The sequence below is a fragment of the Sphingopyxis sp. UBA6723 genome (genome assembly GCF_002454115.1).
Lineage (GTDB): Bacteria > Pseudomonadota > Alphaproteobacteria > Sphingomonadales > Sphingomonadaceae > Sphingopyxis.
On record NZ_DKIH01000004.1, the window covers coordinates 71,879 to 85,596 of the forward strand.

15 protein-coding genes are annotated in these 13,718 nt (G+C 61.9%); 6 read left to right on the forward strand and 9 right to left on the reverse strand.

What is annotated here, in order from left to right:
* The first annotated feature begins 49 nt into the window (after positions 1 to 49).
* Positions 50 to 313: a GIY-YIG nuclease family protein gene (locus B4F07_RS01985; protein WP_293697987.1), complete on the forward strand. Its 264-nt coding sequence runs from the start codon at positions 50 to 52 to the stop codon at positions 311 to 313.
* A 59-nt stretch (positions 314 to 372) separates the two neighbouring features.
* On the opposite strand, the gene B4F07_RS01990 is transcribed toward B4F07_RS01985, so the two are convergent.
* A complete protein-coding gene (locus B4F07_RS01990; RefSeq protein WP_293697985.1) occupies positions 373 to 1,884 on the reverse strand; it encodes a replicative DNA helicase in 1,512 nt (503 codons plus the stop codon).
* A gap of 127 nt (positions 1,885 to 2,011) precedes the next feature.
* On the opposite strand from B4F07_RS01990, the gene B4F07_RS01995 reads away from it, so the two are divergent.
* The 4 genes from B4F07_RS01995 to B4F07_RS02010 all read left to right on the forward strand — a co-directional run bounded on the left by B4F07_RS01995 (position 2,012) and on the right by B4F07_RS02010 (position 4,614).
* Positions 2,012 to 2,509, forward strand: coding sequence for a UPF0262 family protein (locus B4F07_RS01995; RefSeq protein ID WP_293697983.1), 498 nt, complete (start codon positions 2,012 to 2,014; stop codon positions 2,507 to 2,509).
* A gap of 3 nt (positions 2,510 to 2,512) precedes the next feature.
* Entirely contained in the window at positions 2,513 to 3,262 is a 750-nt protein-coding gene (locus tag B4F07_RS02000; RefSeq protein ID WP_293697981.1) for a glycoside hydrolase family 25 protein, read from the forward strand.
* A gap of 2 nt (positions 3,263 to 3,264) precedes the next feature.
* Positions 3,265 to 3,717, forward strand: a complete 453-nt coding sequence (locus B4F07_RS02005; RefSeq protein WP_293697979.1) for a cytidine deaminase — start codon at positions 3,265 to 3,267, stop codon at positions 3,715 to 3,717.
* Positions 3,718 to 3,807: 90 nt separating this feature from the next.
* A complete protein-coding gene (locus B4F07_RS02010; RefSeq protein ID WP_293697978.1) occupies positions 3,808 to 4,614 on the forward strand; it encodes an enoyl-CoA hydratase-related protein in 807 nt (268 codons plus the stop codon).
* A gap of 93 nt (positions 4,615 to 4,707) precedes the next feature.
* On the opposite strand, the gene B4F07_RS02015 is transcribed toward B4F07_RS02010, so the two are convergent.
* Genes B4F07_RS02015 through B4F07_RS02025 form a run of 3 tightly spaced genes read right to left on the reverse strand, consistent with a single transcriptional unit; the run spans position 4,708 to position 6,604 of the window.
* Positions 4,708 to 5,310 (reverse strand): HD domain-containing protein, encoded by a 603-nt coding sequence (locus tag B4F07_RS02015; protein WP_293697976.1) that lies wholly within the window; start codon positions 5,308 to 5,310, stop codon positions 4,708 to 4,710.
* A gap of 33 nt (positions 5,311 to 5,343) precedes the next feature.
* Positions 5,344 to 6,060 carry a hypothetical protein gene (locus B4F07_RS02020; RefSeq protein WP_293697974.1) on the reverse strand — a complete coding sequence of 239 codons (717 nt, stop codon included), beginning with the start codon at positions 6,058 to 6,060 and terminating at the stop codon, positions 5,344 to 5,346.
* Positions 6,044 to 6,604: a hypothetical protein gene (locus B4F07_RS02025; protein ID WP_293697972.1), complete on the reverse strand. Its 561-nt coding sequence runs from the start codon at positions 6,602 to 6,604 to the stop codon at positions 6,044 to 6,046. The genes B4F07_RS02020 and B4F07_RS02025 overlap by 17 nt, the downstream gene beginning before the upstream one ends.
* Positions 6,605 to 6,752: 148 nt before the next feature.
* Between B4F07_RS02025 and B4F07_RS02030 the strand changes: the two genes are divergently transcribed.
* On the forward strand, positions 6,753 to 7,193 hold the full coding sequence (locus tag B4F07_RS02030; protein WP_293697970.1) for an RrF2 family transcriptional regulator: 441 nt from the start codon (positions 6,753 to 6,755) through the stop codon (positions 7,191 to 7,193).
* 654 nt (positions 7,194 to 7,847) lie between these two features.
* Here the strand turns inward: B4F07_RS02030 and B4F07_RS02035 are convergent.
* The 5 genes from B4F07_RS02035 to B4F07_RS02055 all read right to left on the reverse strand — a co-directional run bounded on the left by B4F07_RS02035 (position 7,848) and on the right by B4F07_RS02055 (position 13,712).
* Positions 7,848 to 8,117 carry a glucokinase gene (locus tag B4F07_RS02035; RefSeq protein WP_293697966.1) on the reverse strand — a complete coding sequence of 90 codons (270 nt, stop codon included), beginning with the start codon at positions 8,115 to 8,117 and terminating at the stop codon, positions 7,848 to 7,850.
* 24 nt (positions 8,118 to 8,141) lie between these two features.
* The gene (locus B4F07_RS02040; protein WP_293697964.1) at positions 8,142 to 8,288 is read right to left on the reverse strand and encodes a hypothetical protein; all 147 of its coding nucleotides are present in this window, start codon (positions 8,286 to 8,288) and stop codon (positions 8,142 to 8,144) included.
* Positions 8,289 to 8,348: 60 nt separating this feature from the next.
* The gene (locus B4F07_RS02045) at positions 8,349 to 9,644 is read right to left on the reverse strand and encodes a sugar MFS transporter (RefSeq protein ID WP_414711677.1); all 1,296 of its coding nucleotides are present in this window, start codon (positions 9,642 to 9,644) and stop codon (positions 8,349 to 8,351) included.
* A gap of 117 nt (positions 9,645 to 9,761) precedes the next feature.
* Positions 9,762 to 10,955, reverse strand: coding sequence for an MFS transporter (locus B4F07_RS02050; protein WP_293697962.1), 1,194 nt, complete (start codon positions 10,953 to 10,955; stop codon positions 9,762 to 9,764).
* A gap of 126 nt (positions 10,956 to 11,081) precedes the next feature.
* Positions 11,082 to 13,712 (reverse strand): TonB-dependent receptor, encoded by a 2,631-nt coding sequence (locus tag B4F07_RS02055; protein ID WP_293697960.1) that lies wholly within the window; start codon positions 13,710 to 13,712, stop codon positions 11,082 to 11,084.
* Positions 13,713 to 13,718: the final 6 nt, after the last annotated feature.

The window sequence follows — 13,718 nt, forward strand, 5'->3', positions numbered from 1 at the left end:
TCCTCATGTTACCTTTTCGCGCATGAACAAGCGCGGTTGGGTTTACATCATGACCAACAAGCGAGGCGGCGTCCTCTATATCGGCGTCACCGCCGATCTTCCCGCGCGAATTTACCAGCACAAAACCGGACAGGGATCTACCTTCTGCCGCAAATACGGGCTCAAAATCCTGGTGCTCGTCGAGGAATTTCCAACGATCACGGAATCGATCATGCGCGAGAAGGCGATGAAAGCCTGGAAACGCGAGTGGAAAATCGAGCTGATCGAGGCCAGTAATCCGGATTGGGCGGATTATTCAGACAGGCTCGTTTGAGAACGCCAGCGATCCCAGCTTTGCTGGGATGACGAGGTAGGCGGGGTTAACAATGGGCTCTACTCATAATCCGCAAACGCCTGACTCTCATCCGCCAGATCGCTGAACTTCGTCGTTTTCGCCTCGAAATGCAGGCGGATCTTGCCCGTCGAACCATGGCGTGACTTCGCCACGATCACTTCGGCCAAACCGAAGACGCGCTCCATCTCCGCCGCCCACTCCTCATGCGCCGCGTGGATCTTTACATCGTCGCCTTCCATCGGGCGTTTGGGCTCGCGCGAGCCGACATAATAATCCTCGCGAAACACAAACAGCACCATGTCCGCGTCCTGCTCGATCGAGCCCGATTCGCGCAGATCGGACAGCATCGGCCGCTTGTCTTCGCGCTGTTCGACCGCACGGCTGAGCTGCGACAATGCCATCACAGGCACATGAAGTTCCTTCGCCAGTGTCTTCAAACCACGCGAAATTTCGGAAATTTCTTGCACGCGATTGTCGCCGCTTTTCGAGCTGCCCGCCAGCAATTGCAGATAATCGACAATGATCAAACCGATGCCGTGCCGCCGCTGCAAGCGCCGCGCGCGCGTCCGCAGTCCCGCGATCGTCAGCGCCGGGGTGTCGTCGATGAACAGCGGCAATGTCTGAAGCTGCTGGGCCGCGCGCGACAGTTGCTGAAACTGCTCCTTGCTGATCTTGCCCATGCGCAGCGCCTCGCCCGACACCCCCGATTGTTCGGCGAGGACGCGCGTCGCGAGTTGGTCGGCGGACATTTCAAGGCTGAAGAAAGCGACCTTGGCGCCCATATTCTTTTCGGGCGGAATCCCGTCATCCTCGTCGCGGCGCCATCGTTCGGCGGCGTTATAGGCGATGTTGGTAGCGAGCGAGGTCTTGCCCATGCCGGGACGCCCGGCGAGGATCATCAAGTCCGAATTGTGCATGCCGCCGATCTTGGCGTTCATGCTCGAAATGCCGGTCGTGATACCCGACAGATGCCCGCCCGAATTGAGCGCGCGCTCGGCCGCCTGCAATGCGGTCAGGCTGGCCTGGCTGAAGCTTTTGACCGACCCCATTTCGGCCTCGCCGCCCGCGACGCGGTAGAGCGCGGTTTCGGCCTCCTCGATCTGCGCCTGCGGATCGACGCGTTCACTGGTGTCGAGCGCGTTTTCGACCAGCACCCGCCCGACGCCGGCAAGTTCGCGCAGCAAGGCGAGGTCGTAAATCTGCTTGGCAAAATCACGCGCGCCGATCAGACCTGCCCCGCTGCCAGTAAGCTGTGCCAGATAACCAACCCCGCCGACCGCCTTCATCGCCTCGTCGGCTTCGAAATAGGGCTTCAGCGTCACCGGGGTCGCGATGCTGTTGCGCTCGATCAGCGCCATCGTCTGCTGAAAAATACGGCCGTGGAGCGGCTCAAAGAAATGATCGGGGGTCAGCGCGACGGGCAGATCCTCGACGACTCGGTTGTCGATCAGAATCGCGCCCAGAAACGCGGCCTCGGCCTCGATATTGCGCGGCAATTGAGGGGCGTTTCCGGTGGCGACCGGGGTCGGAAAAATGGCTAGCTCTGGCATTGGCGCCTTCATGGGCCGGTGCCCGATGAGGCGCAACCGGCGATGTCGATCAGCCTATCATAACTGTGGAATGCTGTGAATAAGTCGGCTTGCCCTTCGCCCCGCGCCAAGTAGAAGCACAGGCAGCATGGCCGACGCAGACCCCTCCAAACAGCGCATCATTTCGATCGAACTCGACGAGGGTTCGATCGTCTGGCGCAATCCCGACGTCGAGCAGGAACGGCGCGTCGCCATCTTCGACCTGATCGAGGATAACAAGTTTGTCCCGCAGCGCGGCCATGCCGACGGCTATGCGGGCCCCTATCGCCTGATGCTGCGCGTCGAGGAAGGGCGGCTGATTTTCGAAATCAGCCGCGAGGACGGATCGCCACTCGAGGCGATCATTCTAGGTCTGGGCCGGTTCCGTCGTCCGATCCGCGACTATTTCGCCATCTGCGATTCTTATTATCAGGCGATCAAGACCTCGACTGCGCAGCAAATCGAGACCGTCGATATGGCGCGCCGCGCCCTGCACAACGAAGCGGCCGAGATGCTGATGGACCGACTGGACGGAAAGATCGCGGTCGATTTCGATACGGCGCGGCGTTTGTTCACGCTGATCTGCGTCCTGCATATCAAGGGTTGAGCGATGGCAGGTGCGGCCACCAGCAACCAGCGGCCCGCAAAACCGGCTGGCGATTGGCGTCGTACGTTGGCGCGAACGCTACGCCGCATCGGTGCCGCGATCGTCCTGCTGTTGCTGGCGACCGGCCTTGCGCTGTGGTGGGCAGCGCGCTGGACGCCCGACCGGGCGCTTTATCCGACACAGGGGGTGACGATCGACGCGGGCAACGGCGATGTCCAATGGGGCTCGATCAAGGCTGCGGGCGCCGATTTCGCTTATGTCATGGGCACCGATGGAACCCGCGGCATCGACGCCAAATTCACCCGCAATATGGCGGCGGCGCGCGACGCCGACGTGCAAGCCGGCGCCATCCACCGCTACAACCTGTGCCAGCTCGCGACCGATCAGGCGGCCAATTTCATCCGCCACGTCCCGCGGCGCGCCGACGCGCTGCCCGCCGTCGTGTGGCTTGATTATGACGACAGCTGCCCCGACCGCCCGACCCGCGCGCTGTTGCTCTCCGAACTCGCAACCTTTCTGGCGCAGATCGAGGCACATATGGGCAAGCGCAGCCTGATCGCCCCCGGTCCGGCGTTCGAAAGTGACTATCAGGTGACCAAAGGCATCGCGCGCACCATCTGGCTACGCCGGGATTTCTTCGAACCCGATTATGCGGCGCACCCTTGGGCGATGTGGCAGGCAAATGATTATGTGCGCCTTTCGGGCGCCGATGGCACCGTCGGCTGGAACGTCGTCCGCCCGGAAGGAAATTGACTATGACCGAAGCTCGTGACGAATTGATCGCCGCCGCGCGCGATGCCGCGCACCGTGCCTATGCGCCTTATTCGGGTTTCCACGTCGGCGCCGCCTTGCTGCTCAAAAACGGCGATGTCGTCACGGGCGCCAATGTCGAAAACGCCAGCTATGGCCTGACGCTGTGCGCCGAAACCGCGGCGGTGGCCAAGATCGCCAACGAAGGCTGGATCGGCGAGCTCGCCGAGGTCGCGATCATTGGCGGCCGCCCTGATAGCGATGCGCTACTGGGGAGCGATCCCGTCAATCCCTGCGGCCGCTGCCGCCAGATATTGAACGAAGCCGCCGAGCGATCAAAAACCGACATTCTCGTTCACTGCGCGTCAGGCGATGGCGCGACGGTGAACACCTACAAGCTCAGCGCGTTACTTCCGGCCGCGTTCGGACCTAAGGACTTGGGGCTCATCGACGACTAATTGCGCCCCTTCCCCCCTTGCGCTTGTCAGTCAAATGAGTCACAACTTTACGTGAACGTAAAGGTAAAGACGCGAGAGGATTTCTTCCCCATGACTGACACCCCGACCTTCGACACGATCAAGCTGGAAATCGCCGACAATGTCGCGACGATCACGCTCAATCGTCCCGACCGGCTCAATTCGATGCCGCCCGCGATGGCCGACGAAATTCGGGAGGCGCTTGATCATCTGCCGGGTCTCGCGGCGCGCGCACTGCTCATCACCGGCGAGGGGCGCGGTTTTTGTTCGGGGGCCGATCTCGCGGGCGATCGCTCTGCCGGCGGCGCCATTAGCGGCGGCGCGCGGAGCCGCAACGCCCTGCGCGGTCATTACAACCCGATGCTGCTCGCACTCGCCAACCTCGACATTCCCGTTGTCGTCGCCGTCAATGGCCCGGCGGCGGGGGTCGGGTGCAGCTTCGCACTGTCAGGCGATTTCACCATCGCGGGCAAGAGCGCCTATTTCCTCCAAGCCTTCGTCAATATCGGCCTTGTCCCCGACGGCGGATCGTCGTGGCTGCTGCCACGCCTGGTCGGCGTACCGCGCGCGCTCCAGATGATGATGCTCGGCGAGAAGATTTCGGCCGATCAGGCCGCCGACTGGGGCATGATCTACAAGAGCGTCGAGGACGCCGACCTACTGGCGGAAGCCAAGGCGCTCGCCACCCGCCTTGCCAATGGCCCCACCATCGCGCTCGGCACGATGCGCAAGATCTTGCGCGACGGCCTGACACAGGATTTCGCAACGACGCTCGACGCCGAGGCCAAGGGTCAGTTCATTGCGGGCGGTACCGCCGATGCGATGGAGGGCATCATGGCGTTCCAGCAAAAGCGCAAGACCGAGTTCAAGGGGAAGTAGCACCTCTCGTGGCCCCCGCGAAGGCGGGGGCCGCTGGCTGGTCAGCGCAACACCGATAGCGGCCCCCGCCTTCACGGGGGCGACATACTTGTTCTACGCCGCCGCTTCCTCGACCATCACCTTTTTGTAGATGCTCGTTTTCGGATAGGAACAGATCCGCATCACCATCGGCTCGAAAAACTCCAGCGGCTCGCTGTCGTAGTCCGGGTCGAAGGCCGGCGCGTCATATTTTTCGCAGAATTCGGCGCAGGCCGCATAATGAGGACTGTCCTTGAACTGGTCGCGCATGTCGCGGTCGAGGCCGATGTAGTGGAAGAAATAATGGCCCTGGAAAATGCCGTGGTGCTGGACGATCCACAGATTTTCCTCTGACAGGAAGGGTTTGAGGATCGCCGCCGCGACGTCGGGGTGGTTGAACGCGCCCAGCGTGTCGCCGATGTCGTGGAGCAGGGCCATCACGAAATATTCTTCATCACGGCCATCGCGGTGCGCACGCGTCGCGGTTTGCAGACAATGCTCCAGCCGGTCGACCGGAAAGCCGCCATAATCTCCGCCAAGCAGCTTGAGATGATCGAGGATGCGCTTGCCATTTTGCGGCGCAAACTCTTTCTGCTCGCGCGCAATGATGTCCCAATCTTCCTGCGTTCCGTCGATCATCGAGCGGAAGGTGGCGTGATCGTGCGTCATATCGGTCATGGCAGCCTCTCCTGTGGTTGAGGTCAGCCTATCCTATTCGTTGTTATTTGCAACGTTGTACGATTTGACCTCGGCCTGCGTTAGGCAGCGGCGCGTCGATTTGTCGTCGGCGTTGGCCAGCGCCTTTTGCTGATACATCACCTCGGTTAGCAATTTGCGCGACACGCCCATGCGGATCAGGAAATCATTGTCCTCGCTGGCGAGCAGCGCCGCGTCCTGCTCGATGTCGCCGATCAGTTCGCGCGTCGCCTCGGTCCCCATCGCGACGCTCATGTCGATCGTGCTGCGGTCGCCGGTACGGGTGAACATATGGACGATGAACAATCCGCCCGGGTCGATCACGCGCGGCTGTCCGCCCATGAAGATGAAGTTGCAGGCGCTGAAACACGCCCAGCCCGCAGGGATCCGGGTCGTCAGCCCGAAGTTCGAGCGGATGATCCGCCCCGCCGCATTGCCCGCACGCGCATCGCCGCCTGGCGATCGCAGCCACACCTCGCCAACGTCGGGATTCGCGGCCAGCGCGGCTTTCAGTCGCTCAGGGAGCCCTGCATCAATCCGTCCTTCGGCCAGCAGGACCTTGGCGCCGTCCTTGACCACCGGAGTCAACTGCATTGTCGTATTGGCCGACCAGTCAGGGGTCAGCGGACAGGTTGGATTCGCCGGGTCCATCTTGACCTTCGCGGCGCCGGTCAGGCTGGCGAGCAGCCCCGCCGCCAGCGCGAAGCGAACGGCCTTATGCCGCAAGGGCATAACGCGACGCACCCGGTTCCTTGCACATCCGTTTGCTGACGCGCGTTTCTTCGCCTTCGACGATGATGATGTCGGTGACATTCATGCAGCGGGTACCGTCGGCCAAGTCGTTGCGTGCTGCGACGGTCGATGATCCACTGACCTCGGGCCGCGTCGCGCTGGTCCAGTTCGACGTGGCGCCGACCTCCTCACCACGTGTCACCTCCTCGGTCGCGGCGGCGGCCTGTACCTGCTCGGCGGGATCGAGGCGACAGGCGATCGCGTCGGTCAGCGTCCCGCTGACTTCGCCGATCGGCACATAGCTGTAAACGCCAGCTTTGCTCGCCGCATCGCCGACCGCATCGTTCAGTACATTGCCCAGGATATTTCGGCCAATGCTGCTGCCCTTCTTGCCCTTCGGACAGCCGCCATTGTCATCGCTGCTCGGCTTGGGCGCCGGCGTCGTCACCTTGCGCAACAACCCGCCGAATTGGGCTTGCGCCGGGGCGATCGCCAGCAGACACACTGCCAGCACGGCCGGGGCACCCCAGATTTTATGCATCATCCGCTCCACCCCAAATCCTTGCCGCTAACAGCATCCTGACTGCACTAGTATGCGGCGTTCATGCCATCCGCTGTGATTTTCATCAACTCTTGGCAAAATCTCATCCAGACAGGTTGAATTAAGCCTGAAATTGTCACACTAACTCGCCATGCTTTCGCAAAAGACCCGCTATACGATCCGCGCTTTCCAGCATCTGGCCGACCATTGGGGCAAGGGGCAGGTGCAGCTGGCGGATATTGCGGAGGCACAGAATATCCCGCCCAAATTCCTGACCGTCATCCTGTCGGAGATGGCGCGCGAGGGCCTGCTTATTTCGCAACGTGGCCGCGATGGGGGCTATCAGCTTGCCCTGCCACCGATCGACATCAGCTATGGCGACCTCGTCCGCCTGACCCGCGGGTCGCTGGCGCTCGTCCCCTGCGCGTCGCGCAACGCGCACGAACATTGCAAGAATTGCCTTCCCGAAGCCGAATGCCGCCTGCGCAGCCTGATGCTAAAGGTCCGCGACGACACCGCATCGATCCTCGACCGCATCACGCTGGCCGACCCCATTGCGCTGGAACCGCTGTTCGACGAAGTCGCCGCATAGCGCCGGGCGCCGCCGGGTTGCCGGGACAATCCAAAGTTCAGGAAAGTTCAGCCTAACCGCGACCCCGTTCCAACTGGACGAAGCGGAGGACGGGCACGCACGTTGCTGATGGACAAGCTTGAAGCATAACGGGATATTGTAGGAAAGAGGTTTCGCGAACCGGTATGCCGATGATGGCAGAACGAGTTGCGATCGGCGTGCAAAGATGCCGTGGCGTCCAACAAAAAGGCCCGCTTGTGCAGGCCTTTTTGAAGAAGTGGTGGACCCTAGCGCAACGACATACTCATTTACCTTAGCACCTCATCATCCATTTTATTATTTTATTATAATGTTTGAAGCCCGTCTCTATCTGTCCCCGTCCGTCATTGAATGACTAAATCCAGGACAAAGTGTGGGGTAGGCTGCCATATTGAAATTATTAAACGGAGGACATATTGCAGCCTCATCCCGATCACAGCTCAGTCAGATAAAAAACGTCGTGTTGAAGCGTTGGACATCATCGCCCTGCCGCTTCTCGCCCGCAAAACTGAAACCGTGATCAGGTTCTGGCCGGTTGCGGTCGGTCGGCTTTTTGCTGCGAACTCAAGAAATCGGATGCCCTGACATCCGGAACTTCGCTTGCGATGGTGGCGAAATCTTTGTCGGTTTTGACGGTTAAACCCCCAGGTCGGTGCCCGGACCTATGTTGCCGGTGGTACCGGTCGCCGGTAGCGGCTCGTCGGGGCCGCTCAGGCGCTCAAAATAACCCTCGTCGGCCTGTGCGACGACATGACGCATCGCATCGAAGTCATTGACGAGCTGATGACGGTCAACGTGAAGCTTTTCGCCGATCAACGCCGGGCGGATGAGCCAGGGGTTGTTGGTGAAGCGGATGACGTCGCCGCGCACCGATCCGGCCACCGCGATCCCAATGCTGCGCGGCACGCCGCCATCGCGGCGCGCGAACGCTTACCATGCGGCTTGGAAGCTGGCGTAATATGCGGTGAGCAGCTTCGTCGCTTCGCCCAGCGACACGACACGGCCGCCAGCCACCTCCGCGATCACCAATTGCGCAAGGGTGCCGCCGATATCGACTGCGACTACGGTCTCGGTCATAGTGCTCCTCTTCGGTGTCGGGTCAGTCCCCGACGCCCAACTCAATTGCAAGACGCCGCGTTATTCGGCCGGGCGCCGGGCATAATAGCCGAAGCATGCGATCACTGCATAGCAAAGGGCGGGCAGCAACAACGCCAGCGCCAGACTGCCCGTCAGGTCGGCGAGCGCGCCGGTCGCGAGCGGGACGACGGCGCCGCCGAAGATCGCGATGTTTATGATCCCTGACCCGTCGGCGGCGCGCGGTCCAAGCTTTTCGGACGCCAGGCTGAAGATCGTCGGGAACATGATCGCGTTGGTCAGGCCGATCGCGAGCAGCGAATAGGCCGCGACGGTCCCGCTGCTGCTCGCGGAGACGAGGATCAGCGTAATCGCACCGACCGCCACAGCTGCGAGCAATTTGCCCGGGCTGACGCCTAGATACATGATCCACGAGCCGATGAAGCGCCCGATCATCGCGCCGCCCCAATAAAGCGCAATCATCCAGCCGATGACCGACTCGGGCTGGCCCAGCACGCGTTCGAGCGCGAGATAGTTGATGACCAGCGAGCCGATCGACACCTCGGCACCGACATAGAGGAAGATGCACAGCGCGCCGAAGCTGAAGCGTGGACGCTTGAGAAGATCGAGGCCCGCAAAGCCGCTGCTGGCTTCATGCTTCTCGTCCTTGAGCCGACCCCGGAACATCCACACCGCCACGGCAACGACCGCGAGCGCCGCCGCGATCCCGAGATAGCCGTGAACGATCGCCTGGCTCTCGGCGACGCGGTAGGCATCCAGCGCCGTGCCCGACAGATCCTCCGCCGATACATCCTTGAGCGAGCCGAGGATCAGTCCCGCGCCGACCAGTGGGAAGATGGTGGTCCCAAGCGAGTTGAACGCCTGCGCAAAGGTCAGGCGGCTATGCGCGGTCTGGGGTTTGCCCAGCAGAGAGATCAGCGGATTGGCAACGACCTGCACGATCACCACCCCGCTCGCGAGGACGAACAGCGCGAAGAGAAACAGCCCATAGGTCGCGGTCTGCGATGCCGGGATGAAGAGCAGGCAGCCTACCATCATCGTCACCAGCCCGGCCACCGCGCCGCGCATATAGCCGATTTTTTTGACCAGCTTGGCCCCCGGGATGCCGATCAGGAGATAGGCGGTGAAGAAGCAGAACTGCACCAGCATCGCTTGGGTATAGTTGAGCGTGAACAGCTCCTTCAGTTTGGGGATCAGCACATCGTTAAGCGACGTGATGCCGCCGAAAATGAAAAACAGGCCCATCACGAACAGGCGCAGCTCGGGGGCATCGACATGGCCGCCCGGCTCGGTTCCCCTGCCCGCATCCATCGCGCTATCCTGCGGCATAATCGCCATGTCTATGTCTCCCTAAAACGGCGTGGGCATGCTGCCCGAGAATCCGAACAAAGTCTCGCTTGTCTGCTGGTTCGTCCGTGCGGCACGATTGCTCGCCCACGCAAGGTCGCCGGTGCATCACACATCGCGCGGCATCGTCGCCAGCAGCGCGGCGGCGCACAGTGCGAGCAGCGCAAGCACCAGAAACAGCCTGCCGAAGCCGAAACCCGGAACCACCGAGATGGCGATCCATGGCATGATGAGCGACGGCGCGGTGTTGGTGAGGTTGAACAGCCCGATGCCCAGCCCACGCTGTGCGGGGTCGCGCAAGACGCGAAGCGTCTGGCTGGCATGCAGCGCCAGAAAGGTCGCGCCAGCGATCGCGAACAGGACATAGGCAAGCTTTGCCATCGCCGGGTCGTCGGCAAGCGCCATCGCGGCGAGTGCCAAACCCGCGAGCGCCGAAATCAAGGACAGGACTGCAAAAGGAAGACCATATCTGTCCGACCAGCGGCCGAGGAACAGCGCGACGACGATCGACGCCGACAGGCCGCCCGCGAACAAGATGGTCTTTTCCCCATCGCCCATCGCGGGGTCGAGCGCGCGGAGCCAGAAATAGAGATAGCTGGCGAGCGCCGCGCCGGAAATCTGCATCAGGAGACGCGCGACCCACATGCGAACCGCGGCGGCTTTGAGGTGCGGCGCCGTCCCTTGGCTCGCTGGTGCTACGCCCGGCGATGCTGTCAGGCGCCGCGGATGACCCCAAAGCAGCAAGGGCAGCACCAATGCAGCGGTCATCACCGCAATGATCACGGCTTTGCCGTCGAACGAGCTTATCGCCCCGGCGGCGAACAAGATGCCCGACCATGCCCCCAGTGCGGGCGCAATCGAGAGCAGACCGCCGAGCAGCCCCTTCTGCGTGTCCGGAACAAAGTCACCCGCCCAGGCGATCAGCGGCGTGAGCATCAGGTTGAGCGCCAGCTGCCACGCCACGACCAGCCAGAGCAGGGCACCGATGCTGTCGCACTGCGTCATGGCCAGCTGGAGCAGGATCGTTGCGACCATACCAACGGCGATCCATAAACGGCGGTTGCTGGTGCGATCGCTCAGCCATCCGGACAGCACGCCCGAAACGCTGGCCGCGACCGCGCCCGCAAACACGATATAGCCCAGCCAGACAATGTCGTCGGTACCGGCGAGTTCGGTGATCCGCGCCGGGAGGACGAGCATGAGAAAGGGCGTGTAGGCCGTAACGCCGCCCGCATAAGCAAGCGCATAGAGAAGCAGGAAGCCAAGCGGCTGCCGCGCCGCTCCTCCGGCCCCATTGTCCATCGCCAATGCTTTCAAGCCTCCGCTTGGGCACGCTGCCCTTCGCCAACCTACAGCCTGCATAGCGGTACCAACCGGCATAATACAGCCGCCCAGACCGCGTCGCGGCCCGGGCGGCTGCCCCTTTTTTTAGAAGGTCACGCGCGCCCGCAGACCATAGCTGCGCGCGTCGTTCAGGAAGCGGATGTTGAGCGACGAACCGACCAGCGCCTTTTGCGAGACTTCTTCGTTTAGGAAGTTGCTCGCCCAGGCTTCGAGGCGGAAATTGTCGATCGTATAGCCGATCCCCAGATTGAGCGTCGCATAGCCCTTTTGCCGGTCGGGGAAACCCGCCGCCAGCGACGTCTGCCGCGCCCCGCTCAGGAACACGATATCATCCTCGTTGAACTGGCTGAGGAAGTAGGACGAGCGGTAGTTGAGCAGCGCCTGCCAATCGAGACGGCCCGGGCCCACGTCGAACCATTGCGACAGACGCGCGCTGACGTTCATCTTCGACGACAGCGGCAAACGGTTTCCGACCAGGCTGATCAGCGGCGAATTGCCGCCCGCGCCAAAATCCTGCGCGCGCGCATCGGCCACGGTGCCGCGCGTGATCTTGGTGTCCAGATAGGCGGCGTTGATGTCGAGCCCGAAATTGCCCGGCAGACTCAAACGCAGTTCGGCTTCGGCACCATAGATGCGCGACGCGCCGATGTTGCGGTTCACCAGCGAATAGCCGTTGCAGACCGGCGGGGTCTGGGTGCTGTCGAGGTTGATACAGGTCAGATCCTGAAACACCTGGTTCGAATAGTCGTAGTAAAAGCCTGTGAGGTTGAATACCGCCCGCCGCCCGAACGCATCGAAGCTGTTGCGGCTGCCGATTTCATAGACGAGCAGTTTTTCGGGGCTGAAGGTTTCGGGGATCGTCGATCCGTTGAAACTGTCGTTGAAGCCGCCCGATTTGTGACCGGTCGATACCTTGGCATAGAGCATGTTGTCGTCGCTGACGTCGAATTCGATGCCCGCGCGCCAGTCGACGAAGTTGAACTTCGAACTGCCGACCTGCTGCCCCGGGATGGTGAGGTTGGCATAGCTGAAACCACCGTTCGTGTTGGACGGGTTGAGCGCCGGGCAGTTGACGAAACCATTGTCGATGTCCGGGCGGTCGATGCAGGTGCCATTCGGGTTGGTGCCATTGGCGATCGCGCCGATCTGCTGGATCAGCGTGTCGCGGAGCCCCGGGGTCTTGATGCCTTCGATCAGGAATTGCGCCAGACCGCGCGGCGTATTGATGCCCGTGACGTCAAAATTGGGCCGGTCGAGCAAGTTGGGCTTGAAGCCTTCGGTGCCGAGGCGGGTTGCAAAGCAGCAGGCGAAATCTTCGCCGCCCAGCGTCAGCGCCCAGTTGCCGCCAATGCCATAACGCGACTTTTTCTCGTCCGTGTAGCGAATGCCGCCGAGGAAGCGTAGCCGGTCGGTGACGTCAAAGGTGCCATCGGCATAGAAGGCATAGCTTTCGCCGTTGACGTCGGGCATCGTGAACTCGGTTCCGGAGTAGCAGCAATAGCCCCGGTCGGCGAGCGCGAGATAGCCGACCGCCTGGTCTTCATTGAAATAGAAGCCGCCGAGGTTCCAGCGGAAGCGCTGATCCTCATTGGCAAACACGCGCGCCTCATAGACCTGGCTTTTTGACTTCGTCTGCCAGAAATTGCCCGAGAAATTATCGTAAAGGACCGCCGAAAGGTCGCGGCCCGGATAGTCGATGCCTTCGCTCGACGCATTGACCTGGTAGAAATCGACCGACCGATAGCTGCCGGTCAGCTCGGCACCGAAGCTGCCGAAATCATAATTGATCTTGCCCTGCACACCCCACAGCTCATTTTCCATGTCGCCCTGCAGGCCGCGATAGACGACATTTTTGAGGTTGAGCTTGTCGGGACGGAGGCCGGTCGCCTGAACGGCGCTGAAGATGTTTGCGCCGGGGTAGCCAGTACCGGTTTCCTTGCCATAGTCGCCGACGATCGAGATGCTGAGCTGGTCGCTCGGTTCCCAGAGCAGCGACAGGCGGCCGGCGTAATTCTCTTCGAGGCCTGCGGGTTTCAGGCCGCTCGCGAGCGCGCCGGTCGAGACATTTTTGAAACCAAAGTCGCGATTGATGTAATAGCCCGCGGCGCGCAGCGCGAAGGTGTCGCCGAGCGGGATATTGATCGCCCCCTCGGCGCCGTAGGACGAGCGGTTGCCGAACTCGGCCTGTGCATAGCCGCCAAATTCGCCGAGCCGCGGTTTCGCGGTGATGATGTTCAGCGTCCCCGCCACCGCGTTGCGGCCATAGAGCGTGCCTTGCGGCCCCTTATTCACCTCGACCCGTTCAAGGTCATAGAACATCAGCCCCAGCCCGCGCGGGCGCGGAATATAGGTACCGTTGAGGTGCGGTGCTGCGCCGGGATCGCCAAGCTCGGTGCTGTTCGCCGAACCCACCCCGCGGATGAAGATTTCGACATTGCCCTCCTGATTGGAGATGCTGAGGCCGGGGATAGCGACCTGCAGATTGCGCAGATCGCTGATGCCATCGCGGCGCAACTGATCGGCGCCCAGCGTCTGCACGACGCCCGACACATCCTGCAGATTTTCCTCGCGGCGGTTTGCCGTGACGACGATCACATCGTCGCGATCCTCGGCGGCCGTTTCGGCGGCCACCGGCTCCTGCGCATAAGCCGGAACGGTGGCGACGGTGGAAAGCAGTACCAGAAGCGCCGAACGCCCAAAAATTCCCTTGTTCATAACATC